The sequence below is a fragment of the Candidatus Bathyarchaeota archaeon genome, assembly GCA_025059045.1.
GTDB lineage: Archaea > Thermoproteota > Bathyarchaeia > Bathyarchaeales > DTEX01 > JANXEA01.
Genome location: JANXEA010000011.1, coordinates 58642 through 78056, shown reverse-complemented (window position 1 = coordinate 78056; position 19415 = coordinate 58642). Strand labels below are relative to the sequence as shown.

Sequence of the window (19415 nt, the reverse complement as noted above, 5' to 3'; positions counted from 1 at the left end):
TCAATGATCTCTTGAAAGGTAAGCGTCAGACCGCAGCTTTTGCAGACATAACGTTTCGTAAGGCTTACGTAATGCATTTCCCCTCCGCATTCAGGGCAGTATCGCATAGTCCTCTCCTATCGCAGCAAAAAGATGTTAGTCGCCTCAGTAAGAAATACCTTTTGGTGGCGCCGGTTGGAATTGGGTGGAAATAAACTTTTTTAAATGTGGAAAGTTAAGCAATTTTGAAGAGCCGGGGTGGCGGAGCGGTTAACGCGCTGGCCTCGAGATCAAAATATAAAATTAGATTGAGGGGTCAGGTAAGCCAGTGGGCCACTGGCCCGCAAGGGTTCAAGTCCCTTCCCCGGCGCTAAGCTGAAAATAAACCTCTTAGCCATGAAAGGCGCCATACACGTTAGAGTTCAGCAACTGTAAACTTGAATTATGCGGACTTTCGGTTTGTCGTCAAAGTAGACCCATGATCCATGTCCGGTTTCATCACCATTTAAGCGTCTATCATGTACCCATTCGCCATCCCTGAAAACTCCTTCATCAACTCTAAGAATCTTCACTTTAGAGGCGAACTCGTCTATTGATAGGAACCTTAGTATAAACCCTATTCCAGCCGCGATAAACTCGTCTTTCTCAGTCGCGATTATCAAGCCTCCCCCGGGTATAGTGGGCTCTTGTATGAAGCCTGGCCAAACTGAACGGACTTTCACAGCTATTTCTCGGATGAAGCTCACCTCTATCTGATAGTCTCCAAGATTGCGTCTGAACCCCCTAGCCCTTGTTCTCACATTCCAGAAATTTAATGTGTGATGATATCCATGGGTTCCATCATCGGCGAAACCAATCATGCGGTTTGTTCCTCCATACTTTGATATGATTGGTATCATCCCTGAAAGCAGGCGATAGCTTGAGGCTAAGGGATGCCTATCGTTTTCGATGTCCTCTATACCAAACGGTGAGAATCCTATCGCCCCATGCTGGCCTATGGCGTAAAACACGTAGGCCGCGCTACGTTCATCGCGAAATGTCTCAGGAACGAATAGAGGATTTCCGATTCGAGCATATTCGCGGCATACAGAACAGAAATCTTCTCGGTAGATGTCAGGTGATATTATGTCAATGTTCGGCGCTGCCGCACGCCAAATGTCAAGCATGCGGGCAACTGGGCCGCCACTTGGGTATTCCCCAGGAAGCCCGTCCTCATGCATATACGCGCTTGGTCCAAGCCAGGCGTTCACATACATTGGAATTGGATATTCTGCCTTACCTGACGCGGCGACTTGATCTATATAGCGGGCGAAATGCCATGCCATAAATATTTCGTCAGCATACTCTCCGAATACCTCCCTCCAGGTTCCAGAAGTTTTTTGTCCTAACCTTTTCCAGACGAATTGAAGGTAAGGGTTTAACGACTCCTCATTGTGTTCGAGGTATTCTGTTAGCTCTGCCGGGACTTTTTTGGTAAACTGCCTCTCAGCTTCTGGAGAATGGTCTCTTGAAGATCCGAGAAGACCAACTTCATTCTCAACCTGCATCATTATGACGGTGTATTTCCCTTCATCTATCTCGCGGATAAATCTCATTAGATTTCTGAATGCACGGGAATCCGCCTCCAACGCGCTTCTACTAAAACATGAGATTGCATCCAACCTTCTACCACTACCGTCCATTGCCCGTGGAAATCTTTCAAGGTCTGTTTTCACCCAAGTCGGAACATATGTGGAGACAGCATTCTTCCATGTCCCAAACCAGAGGAAGACAATTTTCAAATTATGCCTACGCGCCCCCTCTATGAGCCCCTCAACAAGATGAAAATCAAATATGCCCTCTTCCGGCTCAATTAGCTCCCAGCTGATTGGTATAAGGACCGTATTAAGGCCGAGGGAGTTAAGCCTAGGCCAAATAGGCTCCATATAGGATAGGCTTGACGAGGATGAATTATGCAGCTCCCCGCCTAGAATTATGAACGGCGCTCCATCCACGATCAGCTGCGTCCTTTCTCCTTCCCTGCGTAGTTGAGGAATATTCAAGTCTCTAATTTCACCTGACAAATAATTCACCTTAAAACATCTTTGATTTGCATTTTTATAGGATATTTGCCAATCTCATAGGCTGCTTTAAAAGCGGTAACTATGTTTTCCGGGGGAGTCTTTCCGGGTATCATGTGTACCGCTGCGAAAACATATCCGCCGCCCGGGGCGAAAATTGATACTAAATCCTTAACGTGTTTCTCGACTGTTTGTGTATCTCCATGTGGTAGCACATCCTGGGTGTCCGCTCCGCCTCCCCAGAAACTGAGCTGCTCACCAAACTCTTTCTTGAGAATCAGAGGATCCATATTTTTCGCTGTGAATTGGACTGGATTGATTGCATCGAGCCCTATATCCGTGAGGTCCTTTAAGAAATGGCTTATGGCACCGTCTGAGTGTAGCAGGATGAACATTTTCGAGTGTCTCTTTATATAGCTAAAAACTTCTTCATATCTATGCTTGTAGATCTCTGTGAAGGTTTTCGGGGAGATTTGGGGGCCTTCTTGGGAGCCGAGATCATCGGCGAACCCGATAACTTGGACATAATCTCCCAATGATCCTATTAGTCTTGATATGTTGTGCATGAGAACTTCCATAAAATTATCGAGAATTGCCTCAGCTAGGGCTCTCCTAACTTTCAGGTCAATCAACCATTGGCTCCAACCTCTGAGGACTTGGCCAACATTTGCGTGAAGGGAGCCTACATCAAACAATACTAGACCATAATCCGTATTCATGCAGAGGTGCTCGCCCCTTCTCCTCATGCCCTCTAGAACTTCGTCTCTAATCCTAAATTGTTCCCAATCAAAATCTTCAACTTCGTCAACGCTTTTCGCATTCTTGAGAGGAGCCTCGCCACGCCACAGCTCAACACATATAAAGTCCTTTTTGAGCATCTTATACCTTTTTTCAGCAGGTGTTAGGGGGCTTTGGGGGAAATGAAGAAGCCATCCGTCCTCATCCTCGATGATGTTGACTTTCTCATGCGCCTCTAGAATCGTGTTGTCAACAGTCCATCTTTTCCATGCATCGGTCGTCTCTACGAGTGGGCCGCATGGCGGCAGAACACGGTTAATGTTTATGACATCAACATGGAATAGATCCAGAACCTCTTTCTCCACTTCAGCCAAGTTAGATGCATATTCCATAGTGTTCGTGAACGTCTGAGGCGCAAGTCTAATTGGTTTTTCCGGCAAACCTAAAAATTTCCTTAGGTTTCTGTACGCGATCGCATCTATGCCTGAAACCCTTAATGCTCCTAAATCTATTGGAACTCTATCTGGCTCTTCATGCCTCAATGCTGCCAGTAATCGCTCTCGAGACTTCATGGACTCACAAGTACATTTCTAATATCGTGTCCATAAAGATTTTTGCATCATGCAAAAATAATATGATGTACATAATTGTTCTCGAAAGTTTTAAATATTACTTGCAGGATCATAAAAGGGGATTTAAAATGAGGGATATCATTTGGCACTACTGGTTTAACCGATAGAATTCAACCTCTATCCTTGAAATTCCTGACACTTCCAACCACTGCTTCTCCGTTTGATGTCTTTGTAAAATTTTATCGGCGCTACAAAAATGTCTTCATTCTAGAGTCGGTTGAGGGTCCGAATAAGCTTGCAAGGTATTCTTTCATAGGCTTTGACCCAAATTTTACCTTCAAGGCTAAGAATGGTACGCTAACGATCCATAACGAAAGAACACGGGAAACTGAGACTATAAGGATTGAAGACCCATTATTAGTGGTCAGACAGTTTGTATGCAATTGGAAGATCAAAGGTTCTACGTCAAGGTTTGCAGGAGGTTGCGTTGGATATATATCTTATGACGCTGTGAGGTATTGGGAGCGCCTCCCAAAGATCTCAGTCGACGATCTCGGTTATCCAGATATTGAGATGGGCGTGTTTGAGGATGGAATAATTTTCGACCATAAGAATAGAGAAGCATACTACTTTTTTATATCGGAAAATCGTTATGACGAGATATGCAAAGTTCTAGAAGAGAAGGATAACTGCTCCGATACTCTAGAGTTTACTGAACCAAAGGTTCATTCTGAAAAGAGATGTTTCGAAAACTCTGTATTAATGGCCAAAGAGTATATACAGATGGGCCACATATTCCAAGTGGTTCTCTCAAAGCGTTACGATTTCAATGTAAACGGCGATCTCATCCCATTCTATGCGGCTCTTCGTAGGATAAACCCTTCCCCCTACATGTACTTTATTAAGATTGGAGACCACGCTATTGTTGGTTCCAGCCCTGAGATGCTTATCAGGGTCGAGGAAGGCTTAATTGAGACCTATCCAATCGCGGGTACGAGGCCCTTAATCGACGACCCTGCTGAAAATAGGCTGCTGGAAAGGGATCTGCTCTCTGATCCTAAGGAATGTGCAGAGCACGTGATGCTTGTCGACCTAGCAAGAAACGATCTTGGTAAGGTTTCAGAGCCCGGAACAGTAATGGTTCCATCCTTCATGGAAGTCCACAAGTACAGTCATGTCCAACATATCGTCTCAAGAGTCACAGGTAAGCTCAGAAGAGACCGCGACTGTTACGACGCTCTCAAGGCGGTTTTCCCAGCTGGCACGGTTTCTGGGGCACCAAAGGTTAGGGCGATGGAGATAATTGAGGAGCTAGAACCTGTGAGGAGAGGACCATACGCCGGGGCCGTGGGATACTTCTCCTTTAATGGTAACGCGGACTTCGCTATAACTATTCGGACTCTAATAGCGTCTAGTAGTAGAGCTCACATACAGGTTGGAGCCGGAATAGTTGCGGATTCGAACCCAGAGAGAGAATGGTTTGAGACTGAATATAAGGCCAAAGCCCTATTCCGGGCCCTTGAAATCTCTCAGGGTGGAATTCCATGAGAGTATTGATAATAGACAACTACGACTCATTTGTATACAACCTTGTCCAATATATTGAGGAGCTTGGAGGCAAAGCTATCGTATACAGAAATGACGAGATAGACTTGAAAAAAGTGAAGAGGCTCAATCCTGAAAGGATTGTCATTTCTCCAGGTCCAGGCTCCCCGGACGAAGAGAGATACTTCGGTGTTTCAGGCTCTATAATCAGGCATGTAAGCCCCCATGTGCCCACATTAGGTGTCTGTCTTGGGCATCAAGGGATAATATCGGCCTTTGGCGGGAGAATAGTTCGTGCAAAGAAGCTGATGCATGGAAAAACAAGTCTGGTGAGACATGATTGTCGAGGGATATTTAGGAGTGTGAAGAACCCTATAGTGGCTACGAGATACAATTCACTTGTAGGAGACAGGTCTTCACTTCCAGGATGCCTTAAGGTTACAGCTGTATCAATTGAAGATGGCGAAGTTATGGGTGTTCGCCATACCATCTACCCCATAGAGGGCATACAATTTCACCCGGAATCAATACTGACCGAAGAAGGGAAGACAATAATAAAAAATTTCCTGGAGTGGAGGTGAGCCGAAGGTGATCAAGGAAGCAATTCGTAAACTCGTGGAGGGAAAAAACCTAAGCATGAATGAGTCTATGGAAGTTATGAAGGAGATTATGAGCGGTTTTGCGACAGACGCGCAGATCGCCGCTTTTCTAACAGCTTTAAGGATTAGAGGCGAGACTATTGAAGAGATAGTCGCCTTCGCCAAGGTTATGCGAGATTTCTGTTATAAGATAAATCCATCCCTTAATAGGAGACTCGTTGACACCTGTGGAACAGGAGGCGACAAGATAAAAACTTTCAATGTGAGCACCATCTCATCCTTCGTTATTGCAGGTGCAGGTGTAACAGTGGCTAAGCATGGAAATCGGTCGATTACGAGCCAATGCGGAAGTGCAGATCTTCTAGAAAAACTTGGCTTAAACCTCACTGTTGAGCCTAAAGTAGTTGAAAAGTGTATAGAGGAGATAGGCATAGGATTCATGTTCGCTCCATCCTTCCATCCCGCAATGAAATATGCAATAGGGCCCAGAAGGGAGATGGGAATCAGAACAGTATTCAATATACTCGGACCTTTAACCAATCCTGCTGACGCCGAAGCACAGCTGCTAGGAGTTTATGATGCGTCACTCGTCAAAACAATGGCGGATGTGCTCAAGAATCTTGGCTGCCAAGAAGCGTTAGTAGTTCACGGCTTGGATGGACTTGACGAGATATCAAATATAGGCAAAACTCTCATTGCGTGGTTAAGTGACGGGGAAGTTATGCTTTTAGAGTATAGGCCCGAAGACCTCGGCATCAAGAGGGCAGACCCAAAGGATATAATGGGCAGTACACCGGACATAAATGCGGAGATAGCCTTCAAAATCTTATATGACCTTTTAGATCCGGATGATCCCAAGAGGGAAATAGTCCTGCTAAATAGTGCAGCGGGCATAATTCTGGGAGGTGAGGCTGAAGACTTTAAGGATGGAATAGAGATTGCAGAGGAGTCTATCAAGAGCGGCAAAGCTTACGAGAAGCTCACCATGCTAATCAAGTTGACTGGCGGAGACCCATCAGTACTAGAGGAGATGAGTTTGAGATATGCATGATTTTCTGGATTTATTGTCGAAGAATGCAAGGAATCTTGTAGAAAGCGGATACTACCGCAAGGGTGTCCGTTCAAAATCTAAGAACAGCCTCGTAAAAGCGATCCAAGAAAGTAGGAATGCCGCCGTAATAGCTGAGATAAAAAAGGCTTCACCAAGCCTAGGAATTTTAAGGGAAAATCTACGTGAAGTTGAAGTGGCTTCCGCCATGAAGAGAGGTGGGGCAGCTGGAATATCAGTCATAACTGAACCAAATTTCTTCAAGGGATCTCTTCTATCATTAGCTAACATTCAAAAAGAGGTGGATATTCCGTTGCTTATGAAGGATGTTGTGGTAAGCACTGACCAGTTAGAGGCCGCATGGACTCACGGCGCAGATGCAGTCCTACTGATTTGGAAATTATTTGATAGGGGCCTCTGCAGCGAGGATGCCGATGATATGATTGAATATGCGCATAAGATTGGGCTTGAGGTTTTGCTTGAGGTCCACACATATGAGGAATTCCTTTCAGCAATAAGGACTGAAGCGGATATTATAGGAATAAACAACCGCGATCTGACCACATTAAGGGTAGACTTAGATGTCACCCGGAGAATCATGGAAAAGGCTGATGCGAACACCAGAATCATTATCAGCGAGAGCGGCATAGAGAAACCTGCTGACATGCTTTACCTTCGCCGATTTGGGATCCGCGCATTTCTCATAGGATCAGCGATCATGAGAAGCAGCAATATCGAAGAGAAAGTTAGGGAGTTTGTGGAAGCATTTGGGAATAGTTAAGGTGAAAATCTGCGGAATAACCCGAGAGGAAGACCTATTTTCAAGTATAGAAGCAGGGGCTGATGCTGTCGGATTCGTGGTAGGGGTTCCATCTTCACCTAGGAATCTAACAGCTGAACAGGCTGGGAACCTGATCAGGCGCGTTCCAGTCTTTGTTGAGAGCGTAGTTGTAACAGTTGCAACAAATCCAAACCTACTCCTAAAGATTTATAGAAAGCTGGAGCCCGACGCAATCCAGATCCACGGAGAATTGCCCTACGAGATTCAGATGTTGCGCAAGAAAATCCGCTCACGCCTAATAAGAGCAGTTCACACATGCAGATCCGATGCTGTAGATTATGCGGTGAAGGTTTCAAGCAACTTTGACGCAGTTCTCCTAGACACCTTTGCTGTGGGAAAATATGGGGGAACAGGGATGACGCATAACTGGCAATTAAGCCGAAAGATCAGGGATTTAATAGCGCCGAAACCGCTGATATTGGCAGGTGGGCTTAGACCAGACAACGTCAAGGATGCAATCGTCGCCGTCCACCCATATGCGGTTGACGTTTCCAGCGGTGTCGAATCGCGATGTGGCCTCAAGGACCCAAATAAAATATTCGAGTTTGTAAGAAACGCGAAAGAGGTCATATTATGAAATCAGTGAGCGAGTTTGAAGGTAAAGGAAAATTTGGGAAGTACGGCGGGAAATTCGTCCCAGAAACTCTAATGTTTGCACTCCAAGAATTAGAGGAAGCCTACCAGAATCTGAAGAATGATGAAGGCTTCAGGAAGGAGCTCAATTATTACTTGTCTAAGTATGCGGGAAGACCGACACCATTATACTACGCGTCTAATCTCACCAACAAGATTGGTGGAGCTAAGATATATCTTAAACGTGAGGATCTGCTCCACAGTGGTGCACACAAAATAAACAACACGCTTGGTCAAGCTCTTCTCGCTAAAAGGATGGGGAAGAGGCGTGTCATAGCTGAGACGGGGGCAGGGCAGCATGGTGTAGCAACAGCGATGGCCTGTGCAATGCTCGGGTTAAAGGCTGAGATCTATATGGGAACAGAAGATATGAAACGCCAAAGACTAAATGTGTTTAGGATGAAGATGCTGGGCGCAGAGGTTCACCCAGTCAATTCTGGATCAAAAACCTTAAAGGATGCGATTAACGAGGCCTTACGAGACTGGACCGCAAACGTTGATACTACGTATTACCTTATAGGTTCTGTTGTAGGTCCCCACCCTTACCCAACCATAGTGAGAGATTTTCAAAGCGTGATCGGTTATGAGACAAGAGAGCAGATTCTTGAGGAGGAGGGAAGACTCCCGGATGCCATAGTCGCCTGCGTCGGAGGAGGTAGCAACGCTATAGGCATATTCCACCCATTTCTTAACGATTGGGATGTTAAACTTTACGGGGTTGAGGCAGCAGGGCTTGGGATAGAAACTGGAAAGCATTCTGCTTCGATCTGCGCGGGCAGTGAAGGCGTCTTTCACGGTATGTTGACGTACATTCTCCAAGATGAGAATGGGCAGATAAGGACAACACATAGTATTTCGGCGGGCCTAGACTATCCGGGCGTTGGACCAGAACATTCCTACCTGAAATCTATAGGGAGAGCCGAGTATGTTGCCGTGACAGATGAGGAGGCAGTTAAGGCCTTCATGGAATTGTCGAAGTGTGAGGGCATTATGCCAGCGCTAGAGCCTTCACATGCAATCGCCTTTGCAACAAAGATCGCAGCGGAGTGCGATAGGAAAAAGATCATAGTGGTCAATCTGTCTGGAAGAGGCGACAAAGACGTGGAAATCGTAGCCGAATATGTTGGGATGAAGTTATGAGCGAGATAGAGGAAACCTTCAGCAGGCTGGCAGCACAAAAAGAGGGGGCATTGATAGCATACGTGACCGGAGGCTATCCGAATCCTAAAACTACGCCGCAAATTGCTGAAGCATTAATCAAAGGGGGTGCAGACATGCTTGAACTCGGCATCCCCTTTTCCGACCCCATTGCCGACGGCCCCTCAATCCAGGCCTCATCCACAGCCGCCCTGACCGCTGGCACCACCCCCAAAATTGTTTTAGAAATAGCCAGTAAAATCAAGAAGAAACATGGAGTACCAATTCTAATCATGACATATTATAATCCTGTCTTCAGGATGGGTGTAAGAGAGTTTATGGATCATGCTTGGAGAAGTGACGTGGATGGCGTTGTCATACCGGACCTTCCGGTCGAGGAGGCGGATGAATATAAGGAGATTGCAGAAGCATATGGAGTAGACACCATATTCCTGGCAGCGCCTTCAACAACCATAGAGAGACTAAAAAGAATAATAAATTACAGCTCAGGTTTCCTTTATCTGGTTTCGGTCTTCGGGGTAACCGGGGCGAGAGAAAGAATATTAGATACGACAATATCCCTGGTGAAGAATTTCTCATCGTATACAAAGGGGAGGATCCCTATGTCGGTTGGGTTCGGAATATCAAAACCTGAACATGTGAAGTCGATCATCGAGGCTGGAGCAGACGGGGTCATCGTTGGCAGCGCCTTCGTAAATATAGTATCTAGTAATCTGCATGATTTCTCACAGCTTCTGAGGGAACTAAGCAACTATGCTTCATCTCTAAAGAAAGCATCTGTGAAGCGTCATTAAATAGAATTGTGACATTTGGCATATCTGCATATCACTCCTTAAATTTTAAATTGTTAAATAATTGTCAGCGTTCTTTTTTCTTGTTGAATTAAAATGAACGTGATTATGTTAGGGCCAGCTGGCTCTGGAAAGAGCCTTCTCACAGGAAAATTCGGCGAGTACCTTCGCTCAGAGAATTATTCCGTCAATCTGGTTAATCTGGATCCGGGCGCTTATATGCTGCCGTACACATGTGACTACGATATCAGAGATTACTTCACGATAGAGAAGATTATGAAGGAGGAATCTCTCGGACCTAATGGAGCAATGTTAAGGGCAATGGAGAAACTGAGTAGGATGGAGATCCCCGAGTTTCATGGGGACTTTGTCCTTGTGGACACACCTGGGCAGCTGGAAACCTTCGCCTTCCATGAATCTGGCCCTAATGTTGTCAGTCAATTTGAAGATGCTGTAGGATTATTCCTCATCGATCCATCTATTGGAGCGAGAGATCTGCCAGCCGCTTATCTGTATAGGCTTGCAATCTCATATAGGCTGGGAATAAGCGTAGTTACAGTTATCAATAAAGTCGATCTGATCGCAGAAGATGAATTGGAAAGGATTAGGAGCTGCCTTCTGGACCCGGTAAAATTTAAGAATGATGTTAAGGTTGCAGGGGCTCTTTCCGATTTATATGTTCCGCTATTGAGGGTTATGAAGAGGGTCATTCCAGCCCAGAGGATTCCACTGGTCTCCGCGAAAACGGGGAAGGGATTAAATGAGCTGCTGGATATATTGTACGAAGTTCGATGTGTATGTGGTGATTTAACTTAATTTTTATTGGTATATCTCATATTTTCTATGAAAAGATTTTTCTTCTCATGTTCCATAATCCTTTACTGGGAATTATTATGTCAAAGCCGCCTCTCCTTAGCCTTGTGATCGAATACTTTACTAGGAGAGGGTATGAGGTTAAGAAGTATGTGGTCGACGAGGAGGAGGACGCTGATCCAAACGTGTTCGACCTTATAGTCCAGAAATACAAGGAGGTTCACCCCGTTAGGGTTAAGGAATGGAATAGAACTGTAGGGGTTAACATGATTATCAGTTTAGATAAGGCTGCTCATGCCTTGTCCTACTCAAGCCCAATTATGGTGGCAGACAAGTTCAGCGATCATGCAAAAGCCTATGCAAGTCGGAGAGGAATAATCCTGCTTACAAGATCAGAGATAATGCGAGGTTTGATGTAGCGGCTTCATATATCCTTAAGGTACTCATCCAGCTTGTCTTCAGCCTCGAGTTTTCCAAGCCAGTCAACTATGCCTACCCTTTTTTCCCTCTTTCCCTCTAATATCTCGATGATTTCTTCAACGGCTTCATTAACGTTCTTCCCGGTCATATTGACCTCGCAGACTTTTTCTAGCCCGCATCTGTTAACGGCCTCGTATAGGCAGACATCCAATATTTCAGCAGCGACATTCTCTTTGATCTTGCATTCATTATAATTTCTGTTCTTCAACACCCTAGTTAATTCTTCAGGATCCCTCCTCAGAACGAAAATCATATGCACATTTTTTGGATCTACGACATCGACTGCATAGTGCCCCTCAATAATTATGTCCCCGTGAACCTCATTGAGTATTTTTCTAACTCTCTCTGATACTCGGTCCAAGTCTGCTATAAGAGTATCTCTATCTTTATCAAGCCCTGTGTATAACCTCTCTTCTGTAACAAGTCTTCCAAGGGAAATATGATGCGCATTAATTCTCTCAGCGAGGGCCGCTGAGACAGAGGATTTTCCTACACCCGGCGTACCAGTTACGATTATCACTCGTCTAATCTCTTTCTCCCCCACTGGTCTGTATCTCGGGGTTTTTCACTTCTCTAGGCTCTAATTCTAGTCTCCTCTTTGATGCTTCTAAGCACTACAGCGGTTTCAGTGCTTCTAACACCATCGATAAGTCCAATCGTATCTATGATCTTAGCCAGCTTCTCCCTATCTGAGGTGCGGATCTTCGCTATCACATAGAAGGCGCCCGTTACATCGTAGACTTCGTAGACGTCCTCTAAACTGCTCAATGTGTCTAGAACATGCTGGAGTCTTTTAGGATCGGCGTTTATTAGGACAAAGGCTGTTAACCCTTTACCTAGAAGCTCAGGCGAGACACTTACAGTAAATCTTTTTATTACACCGTTCTCATGCAGTTTTTTAACCCTTACGAACACCGTTGCCTCGCTTACTCCAACCTTCTCAGCTATCTTCCTAAAAGCGATTCTAGAATCATCCTGAAGCATCTCTATAATTTTCTTATCGATTTCATCTAATTCAAGAGGCATAATTATCGCCTTCCAGCATATTGTTAAATTGAAGATGAGAATATAAGTATCTTTCCTTTTGAGGAAACAATATTTTTTTATGTATTTTTCTAATGATGCTTAAAAATAACGAAACATTTATAAGGGAAAATCTAACTTCCAATAGAGGCAACGTGAGGAGGTAAGAACCTTCCTGTCCAGATGCCCTGAATGTGACGCTGAAATAGAGATCCCGGACGACGTTATTTCAGGTGAGATTATAAGCTGCCCAGACTGTGGAATGGACTACGAAGCTAGGGTTATTGAGGGGGAAGGGGTTAGGCTCGTGCCAGCCGAGATAGAAGGAGAAGATTGGGGCGAATGAAGAATCTAGGGCTCGTCTATGATAGGATTAGGTGGGACGAGAAAGCTCTTGTTAAAGCCGCCGAGTCTGCCAGTGTAAATATTAAGCTGATAGACTCTAAAACAGCGTATGTAGACCTCAGCATAGAAGACAGCAAGTTAAAGGATGATTATGGAGACGTCGTTCTTCAACGGTGTGTAAGCTATTTCAGGGGTCTGCATATCACAGCAATTCTGGAGAAAGCGGGTATAAGTGTTATAAATCCGCTAAATGTCTCACTGATCTGCGGAAACAAGCTCTTTACAACATTAGCTCTAATCAAGGCAGATGTGCCAGTTCCAAAGACCTACATAGCCTTCGCAGAAGATGGTGTGTCAAAGGCATTTGATGAGCTTGGGTATCCCGTGGTCATGAAGCCCGTCGTTGGAAGCTGGGGGAGACTTGTCGCTCTCATCCGCGATAGGGATTCAGCCAAAGCCGTGGTCGAATCAAGGGAGCAGATGCAGAATGCTCTTCTGCAGATATATTATCTTCAGGAATATGTGAAGAGACCCCCCAGAGACATTAGAGCCTTGGTTATAGGAGATAAGGTTGTGGCAGCATCATATAGGTACTCGCCTGAGGGAGAATGGAGAACAAATGTCGCTAGAGGTGGAGTTAGCAAGCCCTGTCCAGTCACAAGCGATCTTGAGGAAATAGTGCTTAGGGCAGCTGAGAGTGTAGGCGGCGGTGTCCTTGCTGTTGACTGCATGGAATCTCCGGATGGCATACTTGTTCATGAGGTTAATAATACAGTTGAGTTTAGAGGCTTATACTCTGCAACGCGCGTTGATATCCCAGGAGAGATTATAAGGTACGCTGTGAAGGTGATGAAGAAGTGAGAGTGGGAGTATTTGGCGCTTCCGGTTATGTAGGTGGCGAGCTTCTTCGCCTATTACTTAGGCATCCAAAAGTTGAGGTGAAAGTTGCCACTTCGAACACCTACATGGGAGAATTTGTGCATCGTGTTCACCCAAACTTAAGGGGTGAAACTAACTTAAAGTTTGTAATGTCGGATGTGAAGCAGGTCATTGGGAACTGCGATCTAGTCTTCATGGCTACACCTCATGGTGTTTCATCATCCATTATTCCAGCAATTCTCGAAACAGGCATAAAGGTAATCGACACCAGCGCAGATTTCCGACTTAAAAACCCAGAGGATTATGAGCGATGGTATAGATGGAAGCATAAGAACCCCGACCTTCTCGGTAAAGCCGTCTACGGACTCCCGGAAATCAAGATCCATAAAGAAGAGATAGCGAAGGCTCAGCTCGTAGCGGTTCCTGGGTGCATGGCGACAGCCGGCGTACTCGCACTTGCGCCTATAATGAAACTCGGAAATGTCGATAAGAAGAAGATCGTCATGGATTTTAAGGTTGGATCCTCAGGCGCGGGAGGAAAACCTTCAATCTCAACCCATCACTCAGAACATTACAGCGTCGTAAGAGCCTACAAGCCAGTTGGGCACAGGCACACTGCAGAGATAGAGCAGGAGCTAGGAGCATTAGCTGGCGGGAATGTCCGGGTCGCAATGTCCGCTCACGCCGTAAACATGGTTCGCGGAATACTTGCGACCTGCCACGTTTTCTATGAGGGAACAATCTCCACACTTGATCTATGGAAGATTTACAGAGACTTTTACTCAAGTGCACCCTTCATCAGGTTTGTCCGTGACAGAAAAGGAGTTTACAGGTTTCCAGACCCAAAGATCGTTGTCGGCTCAAATTACTGCGACATAGGATTTGAGGTTGACGAGCATACTGGAAGAGTCGTCATATTGTCGGCAATTGACAATCTAATGAAGGGTGCGGCTGGAACCGCTGTCCAAGACATGAATATTATGTGCGGTTGGGATGAGAGGGAAGGCTTGCGGGATATGGGGTTGCATCCAATCTAGATTCTAGGAGAACTCCTCATGATCATCTTGAAGTTTGGCGGAGACATCTTCAAAGGGATGACAGATACGCTTGTCAATGATGTGAAGTCTCTACTAGGTGTAGAGAAGGTGGTCATAGTTCACGGCGGCGGAGATGAGGTTACGGAAATCGCTGAGAGACTGGGAAAGAAGCAGGTTTTTGTTACCTCCCCGGGGGGAATAAGGAGCAGGTATACAGACAGAGAGACAGCGGAGATCTATACGATGGTTATGGCTGGCAGGATAAACAAGGCTATTGTCCAGCGTCTGGTAGGCTTGGGGGTTCACGCAGTCGGCATATCCGGCGTCGATGCAGGCCTCCTGAAAGCTGAAAGAAAGAAGAGACTAGTCATAATAGATGAGCGGAATAGGAAAAGGGTGATAGAGGGAGGGTTCACAGGCAGGATCACTGCCGTGGAGACAAAGATCCTGAATGTTCTAGTCGATAATGGGTATGTTCCAGTAGTCGCCCCCGTCGCTATTGGAGAAGAGAATGAGTTTTTGAACGTTGATGCAGATAGGGCTGCTGGTCAAATAGCTGGCGCGCTCAAGGCTGAGCACGTCGTGTTCTTAACAGATGTCGAGGGCGTCATATTGAATGACAAATATGTAAGAAAGATGACGCTTTGGGAAGCTGAAAAAGCTTTGCCGAAAATTGGACCTGGCATGGATAAGAAGGTAATGGCATCAATAGAAGCCCTTAAGATGGGAGTTAAGGAGGCAATCATATCCACTGGTTTTATTGAAGCTCCTGTAACAAGCGCCCTCACACATAATGTTGGCACAGTGATCACAATTGGATGAAGAAGTGATCTTCGCTGTTGAGGATAGGGTTTTCGCGAAGGTTTACCAGAAATTTCCCGCCGCCATAACTCGTGGCAAAGGTGCTATACTTTACGACGTTAAAGGTAAAGAGTATATAGACTGTATGGGAGGATATGGCGTAGGCATAGTCGGCCACTGCCACCCCAAAGTTGTTAAGGCGCTGAAGGAGCAGTGTGAGAGGCTCATAACCTGCCACGGCTCATACTATAATGATATTAGGGCCGAGTTCCTTGAAAAACTGATTCAACTTTGCCCTAAGGGGTTAGAGAGGGTTTTTCTCTGCAATAGCGGTGCCGAGGCAGTAGAATGCGCTTTAAAGGTTGCCGCCAAATTTACCGGAAGATCCGAATTCATAAGCATGGTTAGAGGTTATCATGGCAAGACGTTAGGCGCACTTTCAGTAACATGGGATCTAAAATATCGCGAATCATTCCAGTCTATCATCAATTCAGAAGTTAAGTTTGTGCCATATGGCAGATCTGAAAATGTTGCTGAGGCTATATCGGATAGGACAGCAGCTGTAATTGTCGAACCCGTTCAAGGGGAGGGAGGGGTACACGTTGCCCCTGAAGGCTTCTTAGAATCCATCCGCAGAACATGCGACGAGAACGGCGCCCTCATGATCGTAGATGAGATCCAGACAGGGCTAGGTAGGACAGGGCGTATGTGGGCTTGCGAACATTGGGGCGTAGTGCCAGACATTATGTGCATAGGCAAAGGATTAGGGGGCGGCGTTCCTATAGGAGCAACTGTCGCGAAGCCCGAGATCATGGACTGCCTGAAGATAGGGGAGCATACAAGTACCTTCGGCGGGAACCCAATCGCATGTGCAGCAGCCTCAGCAGTTCTCGACATTATAGTCGAAGAGAAGCTGGTTGAGAGAGCTCGTACATTAGGAGAGAAAATGCATGTAATGCTTGAGGGGCTTGTTGAAGAATTCAAGATTCTACGGGAGGTTCGAGGCTTAGGCCTCATGATAGGCCTGGAGTGTAGGCTTCCAATTCAAAAGTTTCTTCTGAGCGCTCTATACAAGGGTTTGCTCCTCTTATACTCGGGAAAAAATGTGATAAGGTTATTGCCCCCCCTCGTCATAGGCGAGGATCTCCTAGAAAAAGCAGTCGAAATATTGAGGGAAGTATTCACAGAAAGCGCGTAGCCGCCGATTAAGACTGAGGGGAATGAAAATAATGAGTGGAGAAGCAGACGTAGAGTTACTTCGAAGGATGCTTGAGATCTACAGCCCATCAGGAAGCGAGTCTGAGTTAGCATCCTTCTTATATGTTGAGCTGACTGAAAGAGGCTTTAGCAAGGTTAGACTTGACAAAGTCGGTAATGTCTACGGGGAGATTGGTTCGGGTTCGCCCACACTGATGTTTTGCGGGCACATGGACACCGTTCCAGGAAGAATGACAGTAAAAGTTGAAGGGGGCAGAATTTACGGTCGGGGTGCCGTTGACGCTAAGGCACCTCTAGCAGCCATGATATCAGCCGCTTCAAAATTTCTAGATCATCTTAAAACTGGAAGACTGATCCTTGCCTGCGTAGTTGACGAGGAGGGTTTTGGGAGAGGCATACGCGGTCTAATACGTGAGGGGGTTAGAGCTGACTTCGCCCTGTTCGGCGAGCCGAGCGGCATTTGCAAAATTACTTTCGCATATAAAGGAAGAGTCTATGTTAGATTCAGGCTATCTACTCCCACCGGGCATGTTGGAGCGCAGCATATTGCTATTAATGCGGCTGAAAAAGGTTGTCAACTTTGGTGGAGGCTGAGGGATCTTTCGGAGACCTATAGATCTAAGCAGGGGATCTTCTATTCTCTCACCCCATGCCTGATTGGTCTAAGAAGTTGGAGAACATGCGGCGGCGTGCCGGACATCTGTAATCTGGACGTCGACGTTAGGCTTCCCCCTAAAATAAAGGTTAATGAGGCAATAGAGATTCTAAATAATGCTGTTGACGCTTTCAAGGCTGAGAATAAGCAGGTCTCAATAGATATAAAGATTAAAGATATGGTTGAGCCCTTCGTGGCCGATAGGGGGTCAGCGTTGATGAAAGCGCTCAGGGAAGCGATCTGTGAGGTTACGGGTTTAAACGCAGTGTTCGTTAGGAAGACGGGTACCGGCGACATGAATATTTATGGTTCGACTTTGAAAATCCCAGTGGCGACATATGGTCCTGGAAACTCAAGTCTCGCACACACTCCGGTGGAGTTTATAGAGGTCGAGGAGTACCTGTCAAGCATAAATGTCTATGAAGGTGTCATAAGAAGAATTTTGCACCGTGTCGGTTGAAACTGAAGCGTTTAGGGTTGATTTCACCTATACTGGTTTAAAAGTAATGCAAAATGTTTATTGCAAACCTATCACATCTTCCATTGGACGGTGGATTATTTGGTTTTTCCTGAAAATTTTCTTTGGGGCGTCTCTTTAAGTGGCTTTCAGTTCGAGATGGGCGATCCTTTTAGGCGAGGTCTCGACCCGAATACGGACTGGTATGTGTGGGTGCATGACGAAAGAAACATCAGAGAGGGAATTGTAAGCGGTGATTTTCCGGAGGACGGCGTCGATTATTGGCATAGATATAAGGCGGATCATGAGATGGCGAAGGGTCTCGGTCTTAATGTATTCAGAATAGGGTTAGAGTGGAGCAGAATATTTCCGAAGAGCACCCATAGTGTAGATGCTGGTTTAGAGTTGGCTGACGACGGCAACGCCTGCAAGATAGAAGTGGACGAACGATCAATTGAGGAGCTTGAGAAATTCGCAGACAATGATGCAGTGAATCATTATAGGCGGATAATAGAGAACCTTAGAGAGACGGGTTTTAAGGTCTTTGTCTGCCTAAATCACTTCACTCTTCCACTATGGATTCATAACCCGATAGTTCTTCGAGAAAAGGGGTTTAGGAGAGGCCCAAGCGGCTGGCTTGACCGAACGTCAATAATAGAGTTTGTGAAGTACGCTGCGTATATTGCTTGGAAATTAGGTGATATAGTGGATTACTGGGCTACTTTTAATGAGCCTATGGTCGTGTCGGAGGCGGGATACCTGACAGTTGAGTCTGGATTTCCGCCTGGCGTAAGGAACTTTAGAGCGTACAGAAAAGCATCAGTTAACATCGCCTTAGCGCATGCAAGAGCTTATGATGCGATCAAGAAGTGGGATACTGTTAAGGCTGATTATGAAAGTCATTCACCAGCCGAGGTAGGCATAATTCACAATCTAATCCCTGTTGAACCATTCTCCGATAATTCTGCAGATGCATCGGCGGCGAAGGCGATGGACTTCATGCATAATCATTACTTCCTTCGCGCCGTCACAATGGGCCCTCTCAAATTTAGGGCTGACTCAGGCAACAAGGACGCGAAGGCTTACATGAGAGAGAGGATGGACTGGCTGGGCGTGAACTATTACACCCGCTTTGTCGTGAAGGGTAAAAGGTCTCTGCTCGCCCGCCTAGCACTAGGAGTCCCGTCCCAGCCTGAACTCATGCCTGGATACGGATTTGCATGCGAGCCAAACTCGACCTCAAGAGGTCAGCTGCCAACCTCAGACTTCGGATGGGAGATCTACCCTAACGGCCTCATAGAGGTTCTGAGACAGGTGAGAGATTATGGAAAACCCATTTACGTGACTGAAAATGGTGTCGCGGATGCTAAGGATATGTTAAGGCCAAAGTTTCTCCTTGATCACTTAAAGGCGGTCGACGAAGCTATAAATAGAGATAAGATTGATGTTAGAGGTTATATGCATTGGTCGTTAATGGATAATTATGAGTGGGCCAGAGGTTTCAAAATGAGGTTCGGGTTATACGCTGTAGACTCTAAATCGAAAGAGAGAATACCGAGAAAGAGCGCCGAGGTTTACAGGAGAATTGTGGAGTCAGGAGACGTTGAGAAGGTAAACGCCGTTTGTAGAATTATTGAGGAAAAAACTATATTTTGAAAATGATTAGTACAAATGAGATCGGGTTATCCATAAACTTCTAAACAACTTTCATGCATAGCCCGAACGGGTCCTGAAGCCAACATG

The 19415-nt window shown here is 45.8% G+C and carries 21 protein-coding genes and 1 tRNA gene; 18 read left to right on the top strand and 4 right to left on the bottom strand.

Annotated elements, in window-relative coordinates; genetic code table 11:
• Both NZ952_04450 and NZ952_04445 read left to right on the top strand, forming a co-directional pair.
• Positions 1-194, top strand: a 194-nt coding sequence (locus NZ952_04450) for a hypothetical protein (GenBank protein MCS7120435.1), incomplete at its 5' end; no start/stop codon positions are given.
• 37 nt (positions 195-231) lie between these two features.
• Positions 232-349, top strand: a tRNA-Ser gene (locus NZ952_04445).
• A 52-nt stretch (positions 350-401) separates the two neighbouring features.
• On the opposite strand, the gene NZ952_04440 is transcribed toward NZ952_04445, so the two are convergent.
• The gene (locus NZ952_04440) at positions 402-2042 is read right to left on the bottom strand and encodes a DUF5597 domain-containing protein (GenBank protein ID MCS7120434.1); all 1641 of its coding nucleotides are present in this window, start codon (positions 2040-2042) and stop codon (positions 402-404) included.
• Positions 2043-2047: 5 nt separating this feature from the next.
• The gene (locus NZ952_04435; GenBank protein MCS7120433.1) at positions 2048-3349 is read right to left on the bottom strand and encodes a hypothetical protein; all 1302 of its coding nucleotides are present in this window, start codon (positions 3347-3349) and stop codon (positions 2048-2050) included.
• 183 nt (positions 3350-3532) lie between these two features.
• On the opposite strand from NZ952_04435, the gene trpE reads away from it, so the two are divergent.
• The 9 genes from trpE (at position 3533) to NZ952_04390 (ending at position 11196) form a co-directional block, all read left to right on the top strand.
• Positions 3533-4897 carry an anthranilate synthase component I gene (trpE, locus tag NZ952_04430; GenBank protein ID MCS7120432.1) on the top strand — a complete coding sequence of 455 codons (1365 nt, stop codon included), beginning with the start codon at positions 3533-3535 and terminating at the stop codon, positions 4895-4897.
• On the top strand, positions 4894-5475 hold the full coding sequence (locus tag NZ952_04425; protein MCS7120431.1) for an aminodeoxychorismate/anthranilate synthase component II: 582 nt from the start codon (positions 4894-4896) through the stop codon (positions 5473-5475). The genes trpE and NZ952_04425 overlap by 4 nt, the downstream gene beginning before the upstream one ends.
• A 7-nt stretch (positions 5476-5482) precedes the next feature.
• A complete protein-coding gene (gene trpD, locus NZ952_04420; GenBank protein ID MCS7120430.1) occupies positions 5483-6544 on the top strand; it encodes an anthranilate phosphoribosyltransferase in 1062 nt (353 codons plus the stop codon).
• Positions 6537-7322, top strand: a complete 786-nt coding sequence (locus NZ952_04415; GenBank protein MCS7120429.1) for an indole-3-glycerol-phosphate synthase — start codon at positions 6537-6539, stop codon at positions 7320-7322. Before trpD ends, NZ952_04415 begins: the two co-directional genes overlap by 8 nt.
• Positions 7309-7959: a phosphoribosylanthranilate isomerase gene (locus NZ952_04410; protein ID MCS7120428.1), complete on the top strand. Its 651-nt coding sequence runs from the start codon at positions 7309-7311 to the stop codon at positions 7957-7959. The genes NZ952_04415 and NZ952_04410 overlap by 14 nt, the downstream gene beginning before the upstream one ends.
• On the top strand, positions 7956-9155 hold the full coding sequence (trpB, locus tag NZ952_04405) for a tryptophan synthase subunit beta (protein ID MCS7120427.1): 1200 nt from the start codon (positions 7956-7958) through the stop codon (positions 9153-9155). Before NZ952_04410 ends, trpB begins: the two co-directional genes overlap by 4 nt.
• Positions 9152-9967 carry a tryptophan synthase subunit alpha gene (gene trpA / locus NZ952_04400; GenBank protein MCS7120426.1) on the top strand — a complete coding sequence of 272 codons (816 nt, stop codon included), beginning with the start codon at positions 9152-9154 and terminating at the stop codon, positions 9965-9967. Before trpB ends, trpA begins: the two co-directional genes overlap by 4 nt.
• A 93-nt stretch (positions 9968-10060) precedes the next feature.
• Positions 10061-10780, top strand: coding sequence for an ATP/GTP-binding protein (locus NZ952_04395; GenBank protein MCS7120425.1), 720 nt, complete (start codon positions 10061-10063; stop codon positions 10778-10780).
• A gap of 77 nt (positions 10781-10857) precedes the next feature.
• Positions 10858-11196, top strand: coding sequence for a restriction endonuclease (locus tag NZ952_04390; protein MCS7120424.1), 339 nt, complete (start codon positions 10858-10860; stop codon positions 11194-11196).
• Between the two features lie 5 nt (positions 11197-11201).
• Here the strand turns inward: NZ952_04390 and NZ952_04385 are convergent, their stop codons facing one another.
• Both NZ952_04385 and NZ952_04380 read right to left on the bottom strand, forming a co-directional pair.
• Complete coding sequence (locus NZ952_04385; protein MCS7120423.1) at positions 11202-11801, bottom strand: adenylate kinase family protein; 600 nt, start codon at positions 11799-11801, stop codon at positions 11202-11204.
• Between the two features lie 29 nt (positions 11802-11830).
• Positions 11831-12283 (bottom strand): Lrp/AsnC family transcriptional regulator, encoded by a 453-nt coding sequence (locus NZ952_04380; GenBank protein ID MCS7120422.1) that lies wholly within the window; start codon positions 12281-12283, stop codon positions 11831-11833.
• A gap of 172 nt (positions 12284-12455) precedes the next feature.
• On the opposite strand from NZ952_04380, the gene lysW/argW reads away from it, so the two are divergent.
• The 7 genes from lysW/argW (at position 12456) to bgaS (ending at position 19328) form a co-directional block, all read left to right on the top strand.
• Positions 12456-12626, top strand: coding sequence for an alpha-aminoadipate/glutamate carrier protein LysW/ArgW (gene lysW/argW / locus NZ952_04375; protein ID MCS7120421.1), 171 nt, complete (start codon positions 12456-12458; stop codon positions 12624-12626).
• The gene (gene lysX / locus NZ952_04370) at positions 12623-13486 is read left to right on the top strand and encodes a lysine biosynthesis protein LysX (protein ID MCS7120420.1); all 864 of its coding nucleotides are present in this window, start codon (positions 12623-12625) and stop codon (positions 13484-13486) included. The genes lysW/argW and lysX overlap by 4 nt, the downstream gene beginning before the upstream one ends.
• Complete coding sequence (argC, locus tag NZ952_04365) at positions 13483-14541, top strand: N-acetyl-gamma-glutamyl-phosphate reductase (GenBank protein ID MCS7120419.1); 1059 nt, start codon at positions 13483-13485, stop codon at positions 14539-14541. The genes lysX and argC overlap by 4 nt, the downstream gene beginning before the upstream one ends.
• A gap of 18 nt (positions 14542-14559) precedes the next feature.
• Positions 14560-15363, top strand: coding sequence for a [LysW]-aminoadipate/[LysW]-glutamate kinase (locus tag NZ952_04360; GenBank protein ID MCS7120418.1), 804 nt, complete (start codon positions 14560-14562; stop codon positions 15361-15363).
• Positions 15356-16540, top strand: coding sequence for an aspartate aminotransferase family protein (locus tag NZ952_04355; protein ID MCS7120417.1), 1185 nt, complete (start codon positions 15356-15358; stop codon positions 16538-16540). The genes NZ952_04360 and NZ952_04355 overlap by 8 nt, the downstream gene beginning before the upstream one ends.
• 31 nt (positions 16541-16571) lie before the next feature.
• Complete coding sequence (locus NZ952_04350) at positions 16572-17675, top strand: M20/M25/M40 family metallo-hydrolase (GenBank protein MCS7120416.1); 1104 nt, start codon at positions 16572-16574, stop codon at positions 17673-17675.
• 99 nt (positions 17676-17774) lie between these two features.
• Positions 17775-19328: a beta-galactosidase BgaS gene (bgaS, locus tag NZ952_04345; GenBank protein ID MCS7120415.1), complete on the top strand. Its 1554-nt coding sequence runs from the start codon at positions 17775-17777 to the stop codon at positions 19326-19328.
• Positions 19329-19415 lie beyond the last annotated feature (87 nt).